We start from the raw sequence: 21,590 nt of genomic DNA, 5'->3' as shown, positions 1-21,590 counted from the left end.
CAAGGCAACCTGCGCGATGCCCTGCCGCAACGTCAGGCGCCGGCGCTTGGCCCTTGACCCTTTGGGGCGCGGCCCTTAGTTTCGCGCAGATTTTGCCCCCGCCATTCCCATATTCGGAGAGCCGCCATGACGCACGCGCCCCAGCCTCGCCCCACTGCCTGCCTCGCGCTGGCCGATGGCACGGTATTTTACGGCCGCGGCTTTGGCGCAGTGGGCGAGGTGGTGGCCGAGCTTTGTTTCAATACCGCCATGACCGGCTATCAGGAGGTCATGACCGATCCCAGCTATGCGGGTCAGGTCGTCACCTTCACCTTTCCGCATATTGGCAACACCGGCACTAATGCCGAGGATGACGAGAACGCCGATCCGGTGGCCGCAGGCATGGTGGTAAAATGGGACCCGACCGAGCCCAGCAGTTGGCGCAGCACGCAGACCTTGCAGGACTGGCTGGTCCAGCGCGGGCGCATTGCGATGGGCGGGGTCGACACCCGTCGTCTGACCCGCGCGATCCGCCAACAGGGCGCGCCGCATGTGGCGTTGGTGCATGATCCCGAGGGCAATTTCGACATCGCCGCGCTGGTGCAAAAGGCGCGCGGTTTCGCCGGGCTGGAAGGGCTGGACCTGGCCAAGGACGTGACCTGCGCGCAATCCTATCGCTGGGACGAGATGCGCTGGGCATGGCCCGACGGCTATCCGCGCCAGACCGACCCCAAGTACAAGGTCGTCGCCATCGACTATGGTGCCAAGCGCAACATCCTGCGCTGCCTCGCAAGCGCGGGCTGCGACGTGACCGTCCTGCCTGCGACCGCCACCGCAGAAGAGGTGCTGGCGCATCAGCCTGACGGAGTGTTCCTGTCGAACGGTCCCGGCGATCCGGCGGCAACCGGAATCTATGCCGTGCCGGTAATCAAGGAGTTGCTGAACGCAGACCTGCCGATCTTTGGTATCTGCCTCGGGCACCAAATGCTGGCGCTCGCGTTGGGCGCCAAAACCGTCAAGATGAGCCATGGCCATCACGGCGCCAACCACCCGGTCAAGGATCACACCACCGGCAAGGTCGAGATCACGTCGATGAACCATGGCTTTGCTGTTGATGGCCAAAGCCTGCCCGAGGGCGTCAAGGAAACGCATGTGTCGCTGTTCGATGGCTCGAACTGCGGGATCGCGATTGAGAATCGCCCCGTCTTTTCGGTCCAGCACCACCCCGAGGCCAGCCCCGGTCCACAGGACAGTTTTTACCTTTTCGAGCGTTTCGCAGATTTCATGGCGGCTAAAACCCCTGTTTTGTGACGTTTTCCCCTAAATTTGTTTACGTTCCGTTAACCGATATGAACGAAACTCATCGCTGGGCTTGAAGGCGAAGGGTATTCCATGGGCATCTCGGAACTGCGGCAGCTGGACACGCAGTCCTGGGCATCTGCCAGTCTGCGCGAGGGTGCCGCGAACGGCGATCAGTTGTGCGCATTGGGCCGCCACCTCGTGCGGACTGGCACGATTTCGCGCTCGGACGCCGAGCTGGCGTTGATCGTGCAAGAGAATTGCGACGCCCCCATCGACCGCGTTCTGATGGCCGAGGGCCTGATGGACGAACCCGACGCTTTGCGCGCGAAGGCCACCCGCAGCGGATTACGGCTGGCAAGCGCGGACGAGTTGACGTCGGGCGTCGAAGAACTGGCAGGCATTGACGCTCGCAGCATGATCCGACGCGGCATCGCGCCCCTGCGCGGTGCAGATGGGCAATTGCGCCTTGCCATCGACCGCATCGAGGCGACGGTTGGTCTGAGCGATCTGCCCGCGGGGATTCGCAGAACCGTTCCTGTCATCGCGCCGCGCCGCGAAATTCAGACCGCCATGGCAGATGCCGCGCGCGCCGCCCTGACCGCCGCCGCCGAGGCACGGCCCGCCGCATCCGAAAGCTGCCGCACCTGGAGCGCATCGCCCGCTCGGCGCCTGACGCTGGCGCTGGCGGCGATCGCGCTGTGCATCACCGCCAGCGTGCTCTATCCCACGATAGTTTTTAGCGTGTGCGTTGGCTGGGCCACGCTGACGCTGATCATCTCGGCGGTGCTCAAAATGGCCTCGGTCTGCGCGCGCCTCATCGCCGGCGCACCCGAGGCAGTGCAGCCGCCGCTGGGGGCGGGACAAAAGCTGCCCAAGGTGTCGATCCTCGTGCCGCTCTTTCGCGAGACCGAAATCGCGCACGCGCTGATCACGCGGCTCAGCCGTCTGACCTATCCCAAGTGCCTGCTGGACGTCATTCTGGTGTTGGAGGAAAACGACGCCACCACCCGGCAGACGCTGGCCCAGATCGACCTGCCCGCATGGATGCGCGCCGTCGTCGTGCCGGATGGCCAGCCGCGCACCAAACCGCGCGCGATGAACTATGCGCTGGATTTCTGCGAAGGCGACATTGTCGGCATTTTCGATGCCGAGGACGCACCCGATCCCGATCAGATCACTCAAATCGCGCGCCGGTTTGCCATAGCGCCGCCCGATGTGGTCTGCCTGCAAGGCATTCTCGACTACTACAACCCTCGCCAGAACTGGCTGGCGCGGTGCTTTACCATCGAATACGCGACGTGGTTTCGCGTGATGCTGCCCGGCATGGCCAAGCTGGGCTTTACCATTCCGCTGGGGGGAACCACGCTTTATTTTCGCCGCGACGTGCTGGAGGACTTGGGCGGCTGGGACGCGCATAACGTGACCGAAGACGCCGATCTGGGCTTTCGCCTCGCGCGGCACGGGTATCGCACCGAAGTTGTCGGAACCGTCACCGGGGAAGAGGCGAACTGCCGTCCTTGGCCTTGGGTCAAGCAACGCTCGCGCTGGCTGAAAGGGTATATGACCACGTATCTGGTGCATATGCGGCGGCCAGTGCTGCTATATCGGCAATTGGGCGCGTGGAAGTTCTTGGGCTTTCAGGCGCATTTCGTCACGGCATTGTCGCAATCCCTGCTGGCCCCATTCCTGTGGTCCTTTTGGCTGGTGCTGTTGGGCCTGCCGCACCCTCTGGACCCGGTGTTGCCGCGCGAGGTGCTTGTCGGATTTGGCCGATTGTTCCTGACGGTCGAGATCCTGAATATCGGCCTACACATGCTGGGCGTTTCGGGGCGCGATCATCGGCATTTGCTGCCTTGGGCGGTGACGATGCACCTCTACACGCCGCTGGGCACCATCGCGGCGATCAAGGCGCTTTACGAGATGATCGTCGCGCCGTTCTATTGGGACAAGACCAGCCACGGTCACTCGCTCAGTCATACCGAAAACACCGGATAGGCCATAGCGTCAGAGCGTTGATTTCACCTCACCGGATTCCAGTTTCAGCCGGGTGACGAACGCCTTGGAGATATGCGCCTTGAGCGCGTCATGCGCCGTTCGCGCCTCGCCCGCCTCAATAGCGGCGACAATCGCGTCATGCTCGGCAATCGCCGCCTCGCCCCTTCCCTCGGCGGCCAGCGACGTCGTGGCCATCAGCGCCATCGAGCGATGGACGAGGTCCAGCTGCTGCACCAGAAACCGATTATGCGAAGCGAGGTGGATCTGCTTGTGAAAACGGCGATTGGCGCGTGCCATCTGGCCGGGATGCCCGATCAGGGTGCGGTCCCGCTCGACCATATCGCGCAGCACGGCGACCTCTTCGGGGGTTGCATGGCGCGCGGCAAGGCTGGCGGCCAGCCCCTCTAGCTCGGCGCGCACGACATATAGCTCGGCACGCTGATTATGATCCAATGAGGCCACGATCAGGCTGCGCCCATCCCGCGCCAGCAGCGATTGCGTCTCCAACCGCTGCAGCGCCTCGCGGATGGGGGTGCGCGACACGCCGAACCGTTCCGCCAGATCGCTTTCAACCAGACGATCGCCGGGCTTGAAATCGCCCATGTCGATCGCCTCGAGGATTAGGGAATATGCATCTGTCTGGGGCGGTTTCATAGGCGCGGGTCCGGTCATTTCTGGCTACCGCGCGACGGTAGGCGCGCGGGCGCAGGCAATCAAGCCTGCATCCATTGACAGCCGCCCCCGCGCCGCTACCCTCACGGCCATGCCAAAGCACGACTTCAGCCATGTCGACACTTGGGTCTTTGACCTCGACAACACGCTCTACCCGCCGCATCTGCGCCTGTTCGACCAGATCGAAGTGCGGATGACGCGATTCGTCATGGATACCGTAGGCGTCGATCAGGCCGAGGCGAACCGCCTGCGCGCGCTGTACTGGCGCGAGCATGGCACGACGCTGGCCGGGCTAATGCGCGTGCATGGCATGGACCCCGAAGCCTATCTGGTCGATGTGCATGATATCGACATGGGCGCGCTGACGCCCGACGCCGATCTGCGCGCACGGATCGTGGCGCTACCGGGGCGCAAGATCATCTATACCAACGGCACAGCGCCCTATGCGGCCCGCGTCGCGGCTGCGCGGGGCCTCGACGGTATTTTCGACGCAATCTACGGCGTCGAGCACGCTGGTTACTTGCCCAAGCCTGAGCATAAAGCGTTTCAGGCGGTCTTTGCCACCGACGGGCTGGACCATAGCAAGGCCGCCATGTTCGAGGACGATCCGCGCAATCTGGCCGCGCCCCATGCGATGGGCCTGCGCACCGTGCATGTCGCGCCCGAGCCGCAGGAGGGTGCCCATATCCATCACCACACGGATGATCTGGCTGGGTTTCTGGCCCGCCTGATCTGAGGCCTGCGGCCTCTTGGCGGCTGGCCTCCGGCCCTGCGCGGCCCTATATTCGGTGCAACGGCGATGCGAGGATAGCGCGATGACCAAGGTAGGCATTTTGATCTCGGGTGGCGGCATTGCGGGGCTGACGGCGGCCTGCGCCTTTGGCAATGCGGGGTTTTCGGTGCTGTGTGTCGATCCCACCGCGCCGGTGACCGAGCGGGGCGCAGATGGCGCTGACCTGCGCAGCACGGCCTTTCTGCAACCCGCGCAGGCCCTGCTGGAGCGCGTGGGCCTGTGGGCCCGCCTTGCGCCCCACGCTATGCCCTTGCAGACGATGCGCATCATCGATGCGGGCGGCGCGGACGGCGCACCCCGCCTGACCCGCAGCTTTGACGCGGATGAGTTGTCGGATCGCCCCTTTGGCTGGAACCTGCCCAATTGGCTGCTGCGCCGCGAAATGCTGGCGCATCTAGCGACGCTGCCGGATGTGGAGTTTCGTCCCGGGGTCGGCACCGATGGGCTGCTGACGCGCGACGCCGAGGCGCGCGTGACCCTTACTGATGGCAGTCATGTGTGTGCGCGTCTCGTTGTCGCCGCAGACGGGCGCGCCTCGCCGATCCGCAATGCGGCGGGCATCGGCGTGCGCACCACACGCTATGGGCAAAAGGCGCTGGCCTTTGCCGTTACGCACCCGATCCCGCATTGCAATGTCTCGACCGAGATCCACCGCAGTGGTGGCCCTTTCACGCTGGTCCCGCTGCCGGATTACGAGGACTTGCCGTCCTCCGCGGTCATCTGGATGGAGCGCGGCGCCGAGGCGCAGCGCCTTGCCGCACTGGACGAAACTGCATTCAATACCGAGATGAGCGCGCGCAGTTGCCACATCCTTGGCCCGCTCACGCTTACGTCAAGACGCAGCGTCTGGCCCATCATCAGCCAGATCGCGGACCGCTATAGCGCCCAGCGTGTGGCGCTGATCGCCGAGGCGGCGCATGTGATGCCGCCCATCGGCGCGCAGGGTCTGAACACCAGCCTTGCAGACCTGCAAGCGCTGCTGGACCTCGCAGAAAAATCACCCGGCACGCTGGGCGACACGCCCATGCTGGACGCCTATCACCGCGCCCGGCACACTGAGGTGGCGCTGCGCATGAAGGGGATCGACCTGCTGAACCGCGCCTCGATGATGGACGCCCAGCCCCTGCGCGATGTCCGCGCCATGGGCCTGAACGCGCTGCACGCACTGGCCCCCGTCCGGCGGGGCCTGATGCGGCTGGGCATGGGCGCCAAGGGCTGAGGCGGCTACAGCACCTTGTCCAGCACGGCCCTCAGGCGGCCCAGCGCACCATCCACGTCGTAGAGCTTGTCGAGGCCGAACAGCCCCAGCCGGAATGTGCGAAATCCATCACCCTCCCCCACTTGCAACGGCACGCCTGCGGCGATCTGCATGCCCGCAGCGGCAAATTTCTTGCCGTTCTGGATGTCGGGATCATCCGTATAGCTGACGACGACCCCCGGCGCGCCGAATCCATCGGCGGCGACCGAGGCTACACCACGATCCTTCAACATCGCGCGCACACCATCGCCCAGCGCCCATTGTGCCTCGCGCAGCCGCTCGAACCCGTATTCCTTGGTTTCGACAATTGTGTCGCGAAAGGCGCGCAGCGCGTCGGTGGGCAGGGTGGCGTGATAGGCATGGCCACCATTCTCATAGGCCTGCATGATCTGGTGCCACTTCTTGAGATCCATCGCAAAGCTGCTGGACGTGGTCGTCTCAAGCCGCTCAACCGCGCGCTGCGACATCATCACGAGGCCAGCAGAGGGCGAGGCAGACCACCCCTTTTGCGGGGCCGAAATCAGCACGTCGACGCCCGTCGCCTTCATGTCGATCCATGCGCAACCCGATGCGATACAATCCAGCACCAGCAGCGCACCGACCTCGTGTGCGGCAGTCGCAAGTGCCGTGATGTAGTCATCCGGAAGGATGATCCCGGCCGAGGTTTCCACATGCGGGGCGAACACCACATCGGGCTTGGCCTCGCGGATCTGGGCCGTGACGTCCTCGATAGGGGCAGGTGCATAGGGCGCGGTGGCGCCATTGCCGGTCTGGCGCGCCATGCAGACGGTTTCCTGTGCGGTGAATTTGCCCGCGTCAAAAATCTGGGTCCAGCGGTAGGAAAACCAGCCGTTGCGCACGATCAGCGCATGCGCGTCACTGCCGAACTGGCGGGCGACCGCCTCCATCCCATAGCTGCCACCGCCGGGGATCACTGCCACCGCATCGGCGTTGTAGACCTCTTTCAGCATCCCCGAGATGTCGCGCATCACGGTCTGAAAGCTGGCCGACATATGGTTCAGCGAGCGGTCTGTGAACACCACCGAGTATTCCAGCAGGCCATCGGGATCGACATTATCGAGAAGGGCGGTCATGAGGCATCTCCTTTGCGGTTCCCCCAAGTGCTAGCGCGCCACATTCGCATTGGCAAAGGATACATGGGCATACTTGCACGCGCCACGTCAGCCGATGGGGCCGGGCCTGCGTTCTTCGCTAAGCAGCACGTTGGCCTCAACATCGCCGACCCCCGGCAAGGTCATGATCCGGCGCCGCAGCACACGCTCAAAATCGCTGATATCACGCGCAACGACGCGCAGGCGGTAATCAAAAACGCCAAGGATATGTTCCACACTCTGCACCTCGGGGATGGCCGAAACAGCGCGTTCGAAATCATCCAGACTGACGCGCCCCTTGGTGGCCAGCTTGACCCCCAGAAACACGGCGACGCCGAATCCCAGCCGTTCGCGGTCCAGATCCAGTCGCTGGCCCTTGATGACACCGGTGTCATGCAGCCGCTTCACCCGCCGCCACGTTGCGGGCTGCGACAGGCCCAGCTTGCGCCCCAGCGCACTGGCGCTTTGCGTGGCGTCCTGCACCAGGGCGCGCAGGATGCGGCGGTCCATATCGTCCAGCAGGATCACAGTGGCAGCCCCTCGTCCGACTTAATCCGCGCCATATGCATCAACGCCTCGATATCGGTGATATGCGGCAGAGGCAGAATCGCGCTGCGATAGATGTGCTGGTAATGCACTATGTCCCGCGCGATTACATAAAGCCGCAGATCGACGCGACCCAGAAACGTCTGGATCTCGATCACTTCGGGCACCTCGCGCGCCGCGGCCGTGAATTCATCGAACGCGCGCGGCTGCGTCTTGTCCAGCGCCACCCTCAGACTGACCTCCACCTCATACCCCAATGCGCGCCAGTCGATCACGGCCCGGTTGCCCAGAATGACGCCGCTCGCCTGCATCCGCTCCAGCCGCCGGGCGCAGGTATTCGCCGTTACCCCGGCCAGATCCGCCAGATCAGTCAGCCCCAGTGCTGGATCATGCTGATAGTGCCGCAATATGCGCCTGTCGGTATCGTCCAGCATGATTTTCCCACTTATCTCTTATTGTTCGCATAAATACTCAAAATTCCCGCAGCATCAACACGCTTTTGTAATTCCTCTAGCACCTCGCCCGTGTAATTTCAGCGCAAACACCGCATTGAAAGGGACCAAAACATGCGCGTCTATTATGATCGCGATTGCGACATCAACCTCATCAAAGACAAAAAAGTGGCCATCCTCGGCTACGGCAGTCAGGGCCACGCCCACGCGCTGAACCTGCGCGATTCAGGCGCGAAGAACCTCGTCGTTGCGCTGCGCGAAGGCTCGAAGTCGGCCAAGAAGGCCGAGGGCGAAGGCCTTAAGGTCATGGGTATCGCCGAGGCGGCGAAATGGGCCGACCTGATCATGTTCACCATGCCCGACGAATTGCAGGCCGAGACCTACAAGAAATACGTGCATGACAATATCCGTGACGGCGCGGCTATCGCGTTTGCCCACGGCCTGAACGTGCATTTCGGCCTAATCGAGCCGAAAGAAGGCATCGACGTCATCATGATGGCGCCCAAAGGCCCCGGCCATACCGTGCGCGGTGAATACGTCAAAGGCGGCGGCGTGCCCTGCCTCGTGGCTGTCGACACCGATGCCTCCGGCAAGGCGCTGGAGTTGGGCCTCAGCTATTGCTCCGCCATTGGTGGTGGCCGCTCGGGCATCATCGAGACGAACTTCCGCGAGGAGTGCGAGACCGACCTCTTTGGCGAGCAGGCCGTGCTGTGCGGTGGCGTGGTTGAGCTGATCCGCATGGGATTCGAGACGCTGGTCGAGGCGGGTTATGCGCCGGAAATGGCGTATTTCGAGTGCCTGCACGAGGTCAAGCTGATCGTCGATCTGATCTATGAGGGCGGCATCGCCAACATGAACTATTCGATCTCGAACACGGCGGAATACGGCGAGTACGTCAGCGGCCCGCGCGTCCTGCCTTACGAGCAGACGAAAAAAGAGATGAAGGCGATCCTGCACGACATCCAGTCGGGCAAGTTCGTGCGCGACTTTATGACCGAAAACGCGGTCGGCCAGCCGTTCTTTAAGGGGACGCGCCGTATGAACGACGCGCATCAGATCGAAGAAGTCGGCGCCAAGCTGCGCGGCATGATGCCGTGGATTTCCGCCGGCAAGATGGTCGACAAGGAAAAGAACTGATCGCCGCGACATAAGCTGCATTAGGGGCATCCGGTTTCGGATGCCCCTTTTTACATTTACCGTGCGAGGCGCTCCAATGACACAGATCACACCCGCCAATTGGCTGCGCCTCGCCATATTGGGTGCCATGTTCGGCGCCGCTTTCATGTTTACCAAGCTGGCGCTGGAGGGGGTCGGACCACGCACCGTCGCCGCCTCGCGGCTGGGTCTGGGTGCGCTCTTGCTGCTGGTCATCTCACATCTGCGCGGGGGCGGCCTGCCTTCGATGAGGGGGCCACGCGCTGGGATGATATGGCTGAGTGCGCTGGGGATCGGCATCTTTACCAATGCGCTGCCGTTCTTTTTGCTCAGTTGGAGCCAACAATTCGTCGCCTCGGGTTTTGCTGGGGTGTGCATGGCAGTGGTGCCGTTGTTGATCCTGCCGTTGGCGCATATTCTGGTGCCGGGCGAGCAGATGAATTTACGCCGCCTCATCGGCTTTCTGATCGGTACTATCGGTGTGGTCGTGCTGATCGGACCTGCTGCTTTCGCCGCAACCGGGGCCGAGTTTGAGACGACCGCGCGCATCGCCTGCATCGGCGCGGCGCTGTGCTATGCCATCGGCGCCATCATCATGCGGCTTTGCCCGGACGTCGACATGCTGTCGCTGGCTGCAGCCGCGCTCAGCATCGGGACGGTCCTGCTTGTGCCTTATGCGCTGATCGTCGAGGGGATGCCGGAGGGCGTGCCGCTGCACAGTTTGCTGGCGCTGCTCTACTTGGGCGCCTTTCCGACAGGCATCGCGCAGTTGCTGCTGGTGCAACTGATCCGCAGCGCCGGGCCGGTTTTCATGAGCCTCGTCAATTATCAGGTGCCGGTCTGGTCAGTGTTCCTCGGGATCGTGTTTCTGGGCGAGGACCTGCCCACGGGCATTTATTGGGCGATGATCCTGATCCTGGCCGGCCTCGCCATCGCGCAAGCGGGCGCGCTAAAGCGGCTCTTTGCCGGTCGTCGTCAGGGCTGACAATCTGGTGATTTTTTCAGGCGCGTCCGCTGGTGGCGGCGCGCCAGAGGGCGATTCCAGCGCGGGTTGCATCTACGTCATGCGCCCGAATGATCTGCACGCCTTGTGCGATACCGGCCAGCGCGACAGCGATTGATCCGGGCATGCGGTCCGCCGCGTTCGACGTGCCGCCAATGGTGCCGATGAACTTCTTGCGCGATGCGCCCAAGAGGATCGGGCAACCCAGACCGTGAAAGATGCTGATCTGGCTCAGCAGGGTCAGGTTATGCGCCTGATTCTTGCCAAAGCCGATGCCGGGATCGACGATGATCTGCGCGCGCGCGATGCCCTGGGCGGTCAGCGCCTCAATCCGTTCAGCCAGAAAATCATAAACGTCGAGTGTGACGTGATCATAGGTCGGATCATCCTGCATCGTCTGCGGATCGCCCTGCGCGTGCATGACACAGACGGGCAAACCCGCCTCGGCGCAATAGGGCGCGAGGGCGGTATCGTAGGTAAATGCGGACACGTCATTCACCAGATTTGCACCGGCCTCGATGGCCGCACGGGCGACTGGGGCCTTGCGCGTGTCAATCGAGATGGGCGCTTGCAGTCCTTGGCGGATGGCGGCGATCACCGGCGCGGTGCGGGTAATCTCATCCTCGGCCGGGACGGGCTGTGCGCCGGGTCGGGTCGATTCGCCGCCCACGTCGATTATGTCGGCCCCGGCATCCGCCATGACGCGGGCCTGCGCCAGCGCAGCGTCGGGTGCGTTGAACTTGCCTCCGTCAGAAAAGCTGTCCGGCGTGACGTTGAGGATGCCCATTAGACGCGGCGCGTCAAAGCTGAGGCCCGCGATAGGGCTGCGCGTGGCCGTCAGATGGTCCAGTATTTCTGCCGGAATGTCTGTGGCGCTGACCATTTCGCTGCCGCCCTCGCGCGTCATGCGCTCGGCGCGGTCGAACCATGCCCAGCCGCCAGCCAGCGGTAGCGCGCCCTTGGGGCGCAGCGCGTCGAACTGCGCAATGGGGCGGTAGTAAACGCGGCTCATGTCACAGGCCCGATTCGGCGATGTCCTGCACCAGCACCGGCACCGATGTGCCGTTTTCGAATGGCTCTGCGCCGATCAGCAGCAGATCGGACGCCTCCATATGGCCCGCGAACCATGCGGCCAGCGCGACAGGCTTGTCGGGGCCATCTGTCGGGCCGTCGACGGCATCCAGCACAATCTTGGACGGGGCCCAGACGCTGATGCGGCCATTGCGCATGGCCCAGTCCAGTTCGGTCCGCGTGTCGACGACGACAAAGCGATCGTCGCGGCCCGCCAGAACCCATGCGTTCTGTTCAATCGCCAGCAGATCGACGCGGCGCTGAGTCATCTTGTGACCGGTCTGGGGCGGCACCACATCGGCGCGGCCCACGCAGAGGATCACAGGCTCGGCCCGCTGTTCCAGCTGGTCAAGCCAGCGGATAAGATTGGGCGATTTTACAGCCTCATTGGTCAGATAGACCACATGCGGGCGCGGGGTGGTGGTGCCATGGGTGCCAATCGGTTTGGTCGCCAGATCGCTGACCGACCGGACGATTTCGACGCCCAGCGCGCCGGGGCCACGATCCAGCTTTTCGATACGCACGAAGGTTCGGACGGCCTGAGGTTCGGCCAGAATTCGCTCGGCTACGTTTTCGGCAAGGGTTTCCAGCAGGTTCAGACGTTCTTCTGCCAGCTCGGCGGCGATCGCCTCGGTCACGCGGTCATAGCTGAGGATGCGGTCGACATCGTCGTCCAGATCGTCGCCAGCTGGGCGCACCTCGACCACCACGTTAAAGCAGATGCGCTGGGTAATGCCGCGCTCGGCCTGAAAGGCACCGATTTCGACCTCGACGATGTGATCGCGCAGCGAAATGCGGTCCAGCGGGCCGTCGGGCGCGCTCGCTTGGGCGCGGGCATCGGGGTGCCCGAAGGCCAAGGTAGTCTCATTACTCATGCCGTGCCCCTGATCGTCGTGCCGGGAAAACCGCCCGTGCCGTCGCGCCTTAGCATGGCGATACGTCGCGCACAAATCCGCAAAGCGGCGCGGCGGGTCAGTTCTGCGACAGCCGCGTCGGTTGCTTGTAGAAGTAATGATACCCGATGGAAGCCGTGCGCGGAAAGGATTGGGCCCAACCGGGGCTGACCGACTTGGTATGGTAATGCGTAGCACCTTTGGTCAGGGGCCGCTTGGCGCCTTTTGCCATAATGCGTGCGATCTTGCCCACGCGTTCAAACGCGCGCGGTTCGGCGATGACTTCGGGGCGCCCGTCACACGTATAGGTGAACTGGCAGGCGTATTTCTGTCCGGTGCCCTGATTGATGACGCCGCAAATTGTGTCGGGATAGCGCGGGCTGTCGACACGGTTCAAAATGACCTCAGCGACTGCAAACTGACCTTTGACCGTTTCGCCGCGTGCCTCGAAGTAAAGCGCCTCAGAAAGGCAGCGCGACTGGGCATCGCCCGCAGCCGGTTTTTGTGCAGCCAGCCATTCGCTTGTATAGCCCGAGGTTGCGGCGGGGACATTGAGGTAGTTGGCGACGCGCACCTGCGACATGGCCGAAAGACCGCGCTGATCCTGACCCAGCACTTTCACGATGGCGGTATCGGCCCCGGCGGGGACGGCGGCGCCCACCGACATGGTTAAGGCGACAAGGCATAAATTGCGAAACATATAACAACCTGCAAGCTGCAAGGGGCGAGTCCCCTCAAGATCGCGGTGAGGTAGGTTTTTTAGCACCCTGCGTCCACCCCGCGCCGATTTTCGGCGGGATTACGCCGCTTTCAGACTCTCGCAGGAAACGCGCAGAGCCCGAAAATGCGTTGCATGTGGTGGCTTAGCGGGGCGCTTTCATCCGATCTTGTCCCGGACGGCCAGCTGTGCGGCAGCCAGTCGCGCGACCGGCACGCGGAAGGGTGAGCAGGACACGTAGTCGAATCCTGCCGCCCGGCAGAAGGAAATCGATTCGGGGTTTCCACCATGTTCGCCGCAGATCGACAGGGTGATGCCCGGACTGACGGCGCGCGCGCGCTCGGCCCCGATACTAAGCAGCTCGGCGACGCCGTCCATATCCAGCGTATGAAACGGATCCTCGGGGTAGACGCCCTGCTTGACATAATCCGACATGAATCGCCCGGCATCGTCGCGACTGAGGCCATAGGTCATCTGCGTCAGATCGTTGGTGCCAAAGCTAAGGAACGACACCTGCGGCGCAATATCGCCGGCGCGCAGTGCAGCACGGGGTGTTTCGACCATGACGCCAAGGCGAAAGGTGAACTCCTCCCCGGTTTCGCTGCGCACTGCGGCGGCGACGGCATCGACGCGGGCCTTGACCAGCTCAACCTCGCGACTGGCTGACACCAGAGGAATCATGATTTCGGGCACGATATGCACGCCCTCGCGGGCGACATGAATGGTCGCCTCAAAGATGGCGCGCACCTGCATCTCGTAGATTTCCGGCACGGTGATGCCCAACCGCACACCGCGCATCCCCAGCATGGGGTTATATTCCGACAGCGTTTCGACGCGGCGCGTGACCGTGCTTAGCGGCAAGTCCAGCGCCTCAGCCAGCGCGCGATGGCCAGCACGGTCGCTGGGCAGGAATTCGTGCAGCGGTGGATCGAGCAGGCGGATGCAGACCGGCTGCCCCTCCATGATGCGGAAAAGGTCGGCAAAATCACCGCGCTGCATGGGCAGTAGCCGCTCCAGCGCGGCGGCGCGGTCGGGGCGGGTTCCGGCAAAGATCATCTCGCGCATGACGCGCAGGCGGCCTTCCTCGAAAAACATATGCTCGGTGCGGCACAGCCCGATGCCTTGCGCCTTGAAATTGCGGGCCATCTTGGCGTCCATTGGCGTGTCGGCATTTGCGCGCACGGCGATGTCGCGCACGTCGTCGGCCCAGCCCATCAACACCTGAAAGCTGTCGTCGTGACCCGCGTCCAGCAGCGGCGTCTGCCCGAACAGCACCTCGCCATTGGTGCCGTCGATGGTGATCTCGTCGCCTTCTTGCAGCACCCGACCATCAGAGGTCGTCAGCTTGCGGTTCGCAGTTTGAAACCGGATTGAGGACGCGCCGACAACGCAAGGCAGGCCGATGCCGCGCCCGATGACAGCGGCGTGGCTGGTCATGCCGCCGCGTTCTGTCAGCACGGCGACCGCAGCATGCATGCCGCGAATATCCTCGGGGCTGGTTTCGCGCCGCACCAGCACGCACGCCTCGCCGCGCGCAGCAGCCGCCTGAGACGCCTCGGCGGTGAACACGATCTTGCCCGTCGCAGCACCGGGGCTGGCGGCGACGCCGCGCGCCAGAACGTCGCGTTTTGCCTCAGGATCGACTTGGCGGTGCAAAAGCTCGTTCAGCGCGCGCGGCTCGATCCGCATCAGCGCCTCTTCGCGTGTGATGATGCCATCCTCGGCCATCGCCACGGCGATGCTGACCGCCGCGCGGGCGTTGCGCGCGACACGCACGCCGTCCAGCAGGTACAGTTTGCCATTCTCGATCGTGAACTCGGCCTGCATTTCCTCGCGCAGCTTTTCGCGCATCAAAGACAGGTAGGATTTCAGCTGCGTAAACGCCTCCGGTGCCAGATCCTCTAGCGACGGACCGCGCGTGTCACGCTCGAGGTACAGCGCACCCTTGGAGCCGCTCAGCGCATCGCGGCCCTGACTTTGGCTTAGGTAGCGGCCAGTAATTTGGCGCGCGCCTGTCTTGCTGTGGACCAGTTGCATGACGCCACTACCGCTCTCTCCCTTGCCGAGGCCGATTGCCATTTCCTGCACGACAAGGCCCAGCCCCGCATCCGCTGGCGCGCCTTTGGCCTGTCGCAACAGGCGCGCGGTCGTGCCCTCCCACGCGCGCGCCATTGAGCGTAGCACCTCGGCCAGTTGCACGGCGGGATCCTGGGGGAATGCCTCTTCGACCTCATCCTCGTAAACACGCAGGGCAAAGGCCAGCGCGTCCTCGGGGTCGTCGGGCATATCGTCCAGCATGTCGGGGTCCAACCGCGCGACGTGGATCGCGTAGCTTTCGACAAAGCGCAGATAGATGCGCGTGGCCGCAGCCGCGCCGATCCGTTCTGCCAATGCGTTACACATGTCGCGCGACATCCCGATATTGAGGACAGCGCGCGGACCGCCCCAGTCGGAATCCTCGGAACTGGGCCGCACGCACAACAGAGCATTGCTATCCAGCATCGACAGCAGCGCGCGCAGGTTTGGCATGTTGCCCGCAGCGATGGCGTGGACAGCGCGAAACGACAGCGCGACGGTTGGCGGCACGGGCAGCTTTAGCCGCGCAAGGCGTTGCAGGCATTTCGCGCGCCCGCCATGCGTATCCGCGCCAATAGGCGCGCCGGGAGTGACGAGCGTGATGTCCGTATCGATTTGCTGCACTGCGGCACCTTTTCTTTGTGGGTGCAGCATAGGCGTGATCGCGCCCATGGCAAGGGAAACTCCGGGGGGCAGGCGCAACGTAAGCCGGGCGAAGGAGGTGCCCGGCCTAGCCGTCGATGCGTGTCAAATCTGCTGCCGCCAGCCCGATCTTGCGAATCTGGCCCAGCATATTCAGCCGGTTGCGCCGCACGATCTGATTGTCCGAATTGACCTGCACCGCCTCGAAGAACGCATCTATCGGCGCGCGCAGACCCGCGAGGGCAGTCATGACGGCGGCGAAATCCTCGGCCTTGAGGGCGCCGGCAACCTTTGGCTCGGCCTTGGTCAGGGCGGCGAACAGCGCGCGCTCCTCATCCGTTTCGGCGAATTTAGCGTCAGCACCGTAGGAGTATTCGACGCCGTCGTTTTCCTCGGCCTGCGTCAGGATGTTGTTGGCCCGCTTGAAGCCTTGCAACAGGTTGCCGCCATCCTCGGTTTTCAGGAAATCGCTGAGCGCCGTGGCGCGTCTGACCAGAAGGGCGAGGTCGTCGTTGCCGTCCATGGCGATGCAGGCGTCGATGACGTCATGACGGACGCCTTGGTCCTTGAGGTAGACTTTGAGGCGGTCGTGGAAGAAGGAGAGGAGGTCGTCGCGCAATACCCAAACGATGTGTAACTCGACCTGCATTCCTCGGGCCGCATATGCAGATGCAATTTGTTCCGCTTGCTCTTCCGTAACACCTGTTTTCTCTTCAGCTTCCTCAATAGCCGACCAAACTTGATTAATGTGATTGACATCGCCTTCTTCCAGCGCCCTCAACTCTGCAATTGTCTGTGTTGCGTCAGCGTAGTCTTCAACAAACTGGATTGTGAGTTTAGCTATCCGTTTCTCATAATCTTGCAGTATCGCGATATCGCGTGCTTCATGGATTATTTTCGAGAGGCCCAAGCTTAAATCATTCTCCAAAATTAACCGAATAACCCCCAGTGCCGCCCGACGCAGCGCAAACGGATCCTTGCTCCCAGTCGGCTTCTCATCAATCGCCCAGAATCCCGTCAGAATATCCAGCTTATCTGCCAGCGCCACCGCCACCGAAACAGGCGCGGTCGGCACATCATCAGACGGCCCCAGCGGCGCGTAATGCTCTTGCGCTGCTGCGGCCACTTCGGGCGGGAACCCGGCGGCGTCCGCGTAATACCGCCCCATCAGTCCCTGCAATTCGGGGAATTCATAGACCATTTCCGAAGGCAGATCGGCCTTGGCCCAGCGCGCGGCCTGCTCGGCCAGATCGGGATTAGCCCCAACGACCGGAGCGATCTCGCGCGCCAATGCGGCGATGCGGTTCACGCGGTCGGCCTGCGACCCAAGTTTGTTGTGGAAGGTGACAGCCTCAAGCGCATCCATCCACGCTTGCCCGCCAGCCTTGGCGATGCGCAGGTCATTCTCCCAAAAGAACTTGGCATCGGACAGCCGCGCGAACAGCACCTTTTGATTGCCCGCCAGAATGGTCGCGCCGTCGTCCGCCGTCTCGCGGTTGGCGACGGTGATGAAACGCTCGATCCGGGCCGTTTTCGGATTGCGCACCGAGAAGAACTTCTGATGTTCGCGCATGCTGGTTTGCAGCACTTCGGGCGGCAGGCCCAGAAACGCCTCGTCAATCGTGCCCATCAACACGACCGGCCATTCGACCAGCCCCGCAACCTCGGCCAGCAGGGCGCGATCCTCGGCGACCTCCAGCCCGGCGGCAAAGGCCTGATTGGTGGCGTCCTGCCAGATCGCCTCGGCCCGCTCACCCGCGTCCAGCACGACAAAGCGCTTTTTCAGCTTGGCGATGTAGTCGTCAAAGCCGGAGACACTAAACCGCCCCGGCGCCATAAATCGGTGGCCTTCGGTGGTGTTGCCAGCCGTGATCCCGTCGACATCCAGATCGACGCCGCTGGCCTCACCCAGATCATCGGTCAGGATGCACAGGATCGAATGTAGCGGGCGCACCCAGCGCAACGTGCCACTGCCCCAGCGCATGGATTTCGGCCACGGAAAATTGCGAATGACCCCTTCCAGCACCTCGGCGACGATTACATCCGCGTCGCGGCCCGGTTTGGTAATGGTGGCGAAATAAACCTGCCCCTTTTTCTCGTCCCGAACGTCCAGATCGTCGCGCGTCAGGCCCGCGCCACGCAAGAAGCCCTCAATGGCCTTTTCAGGCGCATCGACACGGGGACCTTTGCGCTCTTCTTTCAGCGTAGGCGAGGACGCGGTCAGACCCTCGATGGCCAACGTCAGACGACGGGGCGTGGAAAACGCAGCAGCGCCGGCGTAGGTCAGCCCGGCCTCGACGAGGCCATCGGTCACGCGCGCTTTCAAGTCATCTGCGGCGCGGGTCTGCATCCGGGCCGGGATTTCCTCGGAGAAAAGTTCGATCAGCAGATCGGGCATGGGTCAAATTCCTTGGGGGGGCGTCGGGCAATCGGCGGGGGCGGGCTGACCATCGAACACGATCTTGCCGCAGGGGTTGATCTGATCCCACGCCCAGCCGCGCCCATCCTCGTGAATGGCGACGACGCGGTCGATGCCGTATTCGATGTTTTCAGTGCCGATAAAGGCCAGCGCGCGGCCCTCCTCCATCGCTTTGCCGATCTCTTTGGCATCAAAGCAGTCGAACCAGCCGGGCGCGGTCAGCGGCACGGCGGCCTCGTCCAGCACGTAGGTCTCGGTCAGCATTGCGTGGCTTGCAGACGTGTTAAAACAGGCACGGTAGCGAATGGGCGAGCTGTCGGCGTCGATCGCGTGGAAGTCGTCATAGACCACCGGTTCGGGCGCACCTGTGATCAGCGACGTGATCTGCACGTCGGTCTCGCCGTTTGGCGTGACCTCTTCGTAATAGGCATAGACCTGTTGGTAATACATCAGTGCGCCGCCACCGATGGCAGAAACGAGCAGGAGCACGGTCAGAAACTTTCCCATCTAGGCCGCCCACCCGCCAGCGGTCGTCTGCACAAAGGCATCGGCGCATTGCTTGGCCAGTGTGCGCACGCGGCCGATATAGGCCTGCCGTTCGGTCACGGAAATGACGCCGCGCGCGTCCAGCAGGTTGAAAATATGACTGGCCTTGATGCACTGATCATAGGCGGGGTGCGCCATCACGATGCGCTTGCCAGTCTTGGGGTCGTCATGCGGGGCGTCGAGGATCGCGTGACACTCGGCCTCGGCCTCTTCAAAATGGCGCAGGAGGGTTTCGGTATTTGCGATGTCGAAATTCCAGCGGCTGAATTCCTCTTCGGTCTGGCGAAACACGTCGCCATAGGTCAGCGAAATGGGCGCTGCGGGGTCGTTGAACGGCATGTCCATGACGTGATCAACGCCAAGGACATACATCGCGAGACGCTCAAGCCCATATGTCAGCTCGCCGGATACGGGCGTGCAATCATGCCCGCCGACCTGCTGAAAATAGGTGAACTGGCTGACTTCCATGCCATCGCACCACACCTCCCATCCCAGACCCCAAGCGCCGAGGGTCGGCGATTCCCAGTCATCCTCGACAAAGCGGATGTCGTGCAGATCCATGTCGATGCCGATGGCCTCGAGGCTGCCCAGATAGAGCGCCTGCAAGTCGGGCGGGCTGGGTTTGATCAGCACCTGATACTGGTAATAATGCTGCAAACGGTTCGGATTCTCGCCATAGCGCCCGTCGGTGGGGCGGCGTGAGGGCTGCACATAGGCCGCAGCCCAAGGACGCGGACCCAGGCTGCGCAGCGTCGTCGCGGGGTGGAACGTGCCTGCGCCAACCTCCATATCATAGGGCTGCATCATGGCGCAGCCGTTGGTTGCCCAGTAGGCTTGCAACCTCAGGATAATCTCCTGAAAGCTGCGCGGCTTGGCTGAATTGTCGCTCATGGATGCCCCCCGTGGGTGTCACCGGGCCGATGCCCTTGAAATCGCGCCCTCTACCTACGGCGCGGCGCGGGAGGGGTCAATCAGGGGGCCGTGGGTATTTTGCAGCACCGCGCTATGGCAACACCAACGCCTGTCTCTGCATATTTTAGGTGCATAGAGCGGCGATTTTGGTAAAAGCCAAGGAAATGCAATGTTGTTTGCGATTGATGCAAGGGTTACGGGTAAAATGATACGGACATTTCTGGCGGCGTTTGTCGTGATGATCGCGAGCGCGGCTGGCGCACAGACACAACAACCCGGCGCTGCGCAGGATCTGGTCTGGATCCAGATCGAGGCACAGCCGAACCTTGCCGCCATCAATGAGGCGCTGCGCCGCCGCAGCGCGGATTTGCAGGACGTCAACGGTTTTGATCTGGACAGTTCGGGATGGTATGTCGTCGCCCTTGGCCCCTACGAGGCCGAGAACGCCGTCGAAATCCTGAGCCGTCTGCGCCGCGACGGCCGCATCCCGCGCGATAGCTATATCGCGGGCAGCGAGGAATACCAGCGTCAGATATGGCCCGTCGGCTCGAACCTGCTGACCGACATTGCAGCGGCGTCTAAGCCCGAGGCCCAGAACACAGCAGATACGGCGCAGGAACCCGTGCAAGACCCGGATCAGCAGATCGCCGCGATCAAGCCTGACCCCCAACCTGAACCTCTGCCCGAACCCGAAGCGATGGACGAAACCCCGCGCGAGGCACGCGCCAGCGAAGCGCAGCTTACCCGTGACGAGCGCGCGCAATTGCAGATCGCGCTGGCATGGGCCGGGTTCTATCAGGGCCGGATCGACGCGGCCTTTGGCGCAGGCACGCGCCGCTCGATGGCCAACTGGCAATCAGAGAACCAGTTCGAGGCGACCGGCATCCTGACCACCATGCAACGGGTCGAATTGCTGCGCCAATACAACGCCGTGCTGGATGGCATGGACATGCGCCTCGTTTCAGACCCGAAAGCGGGGATCGAAATGCAGGTGCCGCTGGGTGTGGTAAAATTCGCGCGATACGAGCCGCCCTTCGCCCATTTCGACACCACCGGCGACATTCCCGCGCGTGTGCTGATGATTAGCCAAGAGGGCACGCAAGACACGCTTTTTGGTCTTTACGACATCATGCAGACGCTTGAGATCGTGCCACAGAACGGCCCGCGCGAGCGTAAGGGTGACAGCTTTACGCTGGTCGGTGAGGACGCGCGCGTCATCTCACATACCGAGGCGCGCTTTCAGAATGGTGAGATTAAGGGATTTACCCTGATCTGGCCCGCTGGCGACGAAGAGCGGCGCAGCCGTGTTCTGGGCCTGATGCAAGACAGCTTTACCCGCACCGAAGGCGTGCTGGACCCTGCCGCTGGTGCGAATGACGCCCAGAGCATTGATCTGGTTTCGGGGCTTGAGATCCGCAAGCCGCTCTTTTCGCGCTCGGGCTTTTACGTCGATGGGCAAGGGACGGTCGTGACCACCTCCGAGATCGTCGGCGCCTGCGGTCGTATCACGATTGAGGATGGGCAGGACGCGGATATTGCCGCCTCGGACGAAACGCTGGGCGTCACCGTGCTGCGCCCGCGCGCCACCTTGGCACCTCTGGACGTTGCCGCGCTTAGCGATAGCGCCCCACGCCTGCAATCCGAAGTAACCGTCGCTGGCTATTCCTATGGCGGTGTTCTGGGCGCGCCCTCGCTGATCCATGGCAAAGTGTCGGATGTGCGCGGTCTCGACGGCCAGCAGGATGTGTCGCGCCTCGCGCTCAATGCGCTTGAAGGCGACGCAGGCGGGCCGGTGATAGATGCGGGCGGTGCCGTGCTGGGCATGTTGCTGCCGCGCAAACAGGGCGGGCGCGTTCTGCCCGATGACGTCGCGTTTGCTGCCAATGCCGCAGCGTTGACGCGTCTGCTAAGCACGGCCGGGACCACGCCCGCCAGCGCCATGGCCGGTGCCGCATTGGCCCCGGCGCAGATGTCGAAACGTGCCAGCGGGATGACCGTTCTGGTCAGCTGCTGGGAGTGATTGAGGCGCAAGGAGATCCGGCGGCA

Annotated in this window: 18 protein-coding genes; 7 read left to right on the top strand and 11 right to left on the bottom strand. The window is 63.0% G+C overall.

Going from position 1 to position 21,590, the window contains the following annotated elements:
- The first annotated feature begins 126 nt into the window (after nucleotides 1-126).
- Entirely contained in the window at nucleotides 127-1,290 is a 1,164-nt protein-coding gene (gene carA / locus U3654_RS18730; RefSeq protein ID WP_324753045.1) for a glutamine-hydrolyzing carbamoyl-phosphate synthase small subunit, read from the top strand.
- A gap of 81 nt (nucleotides 1,291-1,371) precedes the next feature.
- Nucleotides 1,372-3,276, top strand: a complete 1,905-nt coding sequence (locus U3654_RS18725) for a glycosyltransferase (RefSeq protein WP_324753044.1) — start codon at nucleotides 1,372-1,374, stop codon at nucleotides 3,274-3,276.
- Nucleotides 3,277-3,285: 9 nt separating this feature from the next.
- Here U3654_RS18725 and U3654_RS18720 read toward each other — a convergent pair whose 3' ends face one another.
- Nucleotides 3,286-3,930, bottom strand: a complete 645-nt coding sequence (locus tag U3654_RS18720) for a GntR family transcriptional regulator (RefSeq protein ID WP_324753043.1) — start codon at nucleotides 3,928-3,930, stop codon at nucleotides 3,286-3,288.
- Between the two features lie 109 nt (nucleotides 3,931-4,039).
- Here U3654_RS18720 and U3654_RS18715 point away from each other — a divergent pair, with 109 nt between their 5' ends.
- Both U3654_RS18715 and U3654_RS18710 read left to right on the top strand, forming a co-directional pair.
- Nucleotides 4,040-4,684, top strand: a complete 645-nt coding sequence (locus tag U3654_RS18715; RefSeq protein ID WP_324753042.1) for a pyrimidine 5'-nucleotidase — start codon at nucleotides 4,040-4,042, stop codon at nucleotides 4,682-4,684.
- Nucleotides 4,685-4,763: 79 nt separating this feature from the next.
- The gene (locus tag U3654_RS18710) at nucleotides 4,764-5,960 is read left to right on the top strand and encodes a UbiH/UbiF family hydroxylase (RefSeq protein ID WP_324753041.1); all 1,197 of its coding nucleotides are present in this window, start codon (nucleotides 4,764-4,766) and stop codon (nucleotides 5,958-5,960) included.
- A gap of 5 nt (nucleotides 5,961-5,965) precedes the next feature.
- Here U3654_RS18710 and U3654_RS18705 read toward each other — a convergent pair whose 3' ends face one another.
- The 3 genes from U3654_RS18705 to U3654_RS18695 all read right to left on the bottom strand — a co-directional run bounded on the left by U3654_RS18705 (nucleotide 5,966) and on the right by U3654_RS18695 (nucleotide 8,091).
- Nucleotides 5,966-7,093, bottom strand: coding sequence for an aminotransferase class V-fold PLP-dependent enzyme (locus tag U3654_RS18705; protein WP_324753039.1), 1,128 nt, complete (start codon nucleotides 7,091-7,093; stop codon nucleotides 5,966-5,968).
- An 87-nt stretch (nucleotides 7,094-7,180) separates the two neighbouring features.
- Nucleotides 7,181-7,639, bottom strand: a complete 459-nt coding sequence (locus U3654_RS18700) for an Lrp/AsnC family transcriptional regulator (protein ID WP_324753038.1) — start codon at nucleotides 7,637-7,639, stop codon at nucleotides 7,181-7,183.
- On the bottom strand, nucleotides 7,636-8,091 hold the full coding sequence (locus U3654_RS18695) for an Lrp/AsnC family transcriptional regulator (protein ID WP_324753037.1): 456 nt from the start codon (nucleotides 8,089-8,091) through the stop codon (nucleotides 7,636-7,638). The genes U3654_RS18700 and U3654_RS18695 overlap by 4 nt, the downstream gene beginning before the upstream one ends.
- A 132-nt stretch (nucleotides 8,092-8,223) precedes the next feature.
- On the opposite strand from U3654_RS18695, the gene ilvC reads away from it, so the two are divergent.
- Together ilvC and U3654_RS18685 are read left to right on the top strand one after the other, a co-directional pair.
- Complete coding sequence (gene ilvC, locus U3654_RS18690; RefSeq protein WP_138935652.1) at nucleotides 8,224-9,246, top strand: ketol-acid reductoisomerase; 1,023 nt, start codon at nucleotides 8,224-8,226, stop codon at nucleotides 9,244-9,246.
- A gap of 76 nt (nucleotides 9,247-9,322) precedes the next feature.
- Nucleotides 9,323-10,249 carry a DMT family transporter gene (locus U3654_RS18685; protein ID WP_324753036.1) on the top strand — a complete coding sequence of 309 codons (927 nt, stop codon included), beginning with the start codon at nucleotides 9,323-9,325 and terminating at the stop codon, nucleotides 10,247-10,249.
- A gap of 16 nt (nucleotides 10,250-10,265) precedes the next feature.
- Here U3654_RS18685 and folP read toward each other — a convergent pair whose 3' ends face one another.
- The 7 genes from folP to U3654_RS18650 all read right to left on the bottom strand — a co-directional run bounded on the left by folP (nucleotide 10,266) and on the right by U3654_RS18650 (nucleotide 19,523).
- The gene (gene folP, locus U3654_RS18680; RefSeq protein ID WP_324753035.1) at nucleotides 10,266-11,279 is read right to left on the bottom strand and encodes a dihydropteroate synthase; all 1,014 of its coding nucleotides are present in this window, start codon (nucleotides 11,277-11,279) and stop codon (nucleotides 10,266-10,268) included.
- A gap of 1 nt (nucleotide 11,280) precedes the next feature.
- Nucleotides 11,281-12,213 carry a dihydroneopterin aldolase gene (locus U3654_RS18675; RefSeq protein WP_324753034.1) on the bottom strand — a complete coding sequence of 311 codons (933 nt, stop codon included), beginning with the start codon at nucleotides 12,211-12,213 and terminating at the stop codon, nucleotides 11,281-11,283.
- 97 nt (nucleotides 12,214-12,310) lie between these two features.
- Nucleotides 12,311-12,931 carry a cell wall hydrolase gene (locus U3654_RS18670; RefSeq protein WP_324753033.1) on the bottom strand — a complete coding sequence of 207 codons (621 nt, stop codon included), beginning with the start codon at nucleotides 12,929-12,931 and terminating at the stop codon, nucleotides 12,311-12,313.
- A 177-nt stretch (nucleotides 12,932-13,108) separates the two neighbouring features.
- Nucleotides 13,109-15,679 carry a pyruvate, phosphate dikinase gene (ppdK, locus tag U3654_RS18665; protein WP_324755329.1) on the bottom strand — a complete coding sequence of 857 codons (2,571 nt, stop codon included), beginning with the start codon at nucleotides 15,677-15,679 and terminating at the stop codon, nucleotides 13,109-13,111.
- Nucleotides 15,680-15,755: 76 nt separating this feature from the next.
- Nucleotides 15,756-18,065, bottom strand: a complete 2,310-nt coding sequence (gene glyS / locus U3654_RS18660; protein ID WP_324753032.1) for a glycine--tRNA ligase subunit beta — start codon at nucleotides 18,063-18,065, stop codon at nucleotides 15,756-15,758.
- Nucleotides 18,066-18,068: 3 nt separating this feature from the next.
- Nucleotides 18,069-18,593 carry a DUF6446 family protein gene (locus U3654_RS18655; RefSeq protein WP_324753031.1) on the bottom strand — a complete coding sequence of 175 codons (525 nt, stop codon included), beginning with the start codon at nucleotides 18,591-18,593 and terminating at the stop codon, nucleotides 18,069-18,071.
- Nucleotides 18,594-19,523 carry a glycine--tRNA ligase subunit alpha gene (locus tag U3654_RS18650; RefSeq protein WP_324753030.1) on the bottom strand — a complete coding sequence of 310 codons (930 nt, stop codon included), beginning with the start codon at nucleotides 19,521-19,523 and terminating at the stop codon, nucleotides 18,594-18,596.
- 226 nt (nucleotides 19,524-19,749) lie between these two features.
- On the opposite strand from U3654_RS18650, the gene U3654_RS18645 reads away from it, so the two are divergent.
- Nucleotides 19,750-21,564 carry a serine protease gene (locus U3654_RS18645; RefSeq protein WP_324753029.1) on the top strand — a complete coding sequence of 605 codons (1,815 nt, stop codon included), beginning with the start codon at nucleotides 19,750-19,752 and terminating at the stop codon, nucleotides 21,562-21,564.
- Nucleotides 21,565-21,590: the final 26 nt, after the last annotated feature.

It is taken from the genome of Roseovarius sp. Pro17 (assembly GCF_035599575.1).
Taxonomy (GTDB): Bacteria; Pseudomonadota; Alphaproteobacteria; order Rhodobacterales; family Rhodobacteraceae; genus Roseovarius.
The sequence above is the reverse complement of the archived record's forward strand: the minus strand, read 5'-3'. Positions and strand labels throughout refer to the sequence as shown.

Bases quoted from the DNA above. Each gene is read 5' to 3' on its own strand.
- carA (WP_324753045.1), top strand. From the start codon at position 127: ATGACGCACGCGCCCCAGCCTCGCCCCACTGCCTGCCTCGCGCTGGCC.
- U3654_RS18725 (WP_324753044.1), top strand. From the start codon at position 1,372: ATGGGCATCTCGGAACTGCGGCAGCTGGACACGCAGTCCTGGGCATCT.
- U3654_RS18720 (WP_324753043.1), bottom strand. From the start codon at position 3,930: ATGAAACCGCCCCAGACAGATGCATATTCCCTAATCCTCGAGGCGATC.
- U3654_RS18715 (WP_324753042.1), top strand. From the start codon at position 4,040: ATGCCAAAGCACGACTTCAGCCATGTCGACACTTGGGTCTTTGACCTC.
- U3654_RS18710 (WP_324753041.1), top strand. From the start codon at position 4,764: ATGACCAAGGTAGGCATTTTGATCTCGGGTGGCGGCATTGCGGGGCTG.
- U3654_RS18705 (WP_324753039.1), bottom strand. From the start codon at position 7,093: ATGACCGCCCTTCTCGATAATGTCGATCCCGATGGCCTGCTGGAATAC.
- U3654_RS18695 (WP_324753037.1), bottom strand. From the start codon at position 8,091: ATGCTGGACGATACCGACAGGCGCATATTGCGGCACTATCAGCATGAT.
- ilvC (WP_138935652.1), top strand. From the start codon at position 8,224: ATGCGCGTCTATTATGATCGCGATTGCGACATCAACCTCATCAAAGAC.
- U3654_RS18685 (WP_324753036.1), top strand. From the start codon at position 9,323: ATGACACAGATCACACCCGCCAATTGGCTGCGCCTCGCCATATTGGGT.
- folP (WP_324753035.1), bottom strand. From the start codon at position 11,279: ATGAGCCGCGTTTACTACCGCCCCATTGCGCAGTTCGACGCGCTGCGC.
- U3654_RS18675 (WP_324753034.1), bottom strand. From the start codon at position 12,213: ATGAGTAATGAGACTACCTTGGCCTTCGGGCACCCCGATGCCCGCGCC.
- U3654_RS18670 (WP_324753033.1), bottom strand. From the start codon at position 12,931: ATGTTTCGCAATTTATGCCTTGTCGCCTTAACCATGTCGGTGGGCGCC.
- ppdK (WP_324755329.1), bottom strand. From the start codon at position 15,679: ATGCTGCACCCACAAAGAAAAGGTGCCGCAGTGCAGCAAATCGATACG.
- glyS (WP_324753032.1), bottom strand. From the start codon at position 18,065: ATGCCCGATCTGCTGATCGAACTTTTCTCCGAGGAAATCCCGGCCCGG.
- U3654_RS18655 (WP_324753031.1), bottom strand. From the start codon at position 18,593: ATGGGAAAGTTTCTGACCGTGCTCCTGCTCGTTTCTGCCATCGGTGGC.
- U3654_RS18650 (WP_324753030.1), bottom strand. From the start codon at position 19,523: ATGAGCGACAATTCAGCCAAGCCGCGCAGCTTTCAGGAGATTATCCTG.
- U3654_RS18645 (WP_324753029.1), top strand. From the start codon at position 19,750: ATGATACGGACATTTCTGGCGGCGTTTGTCGTGATGATCGCGAGCGCG.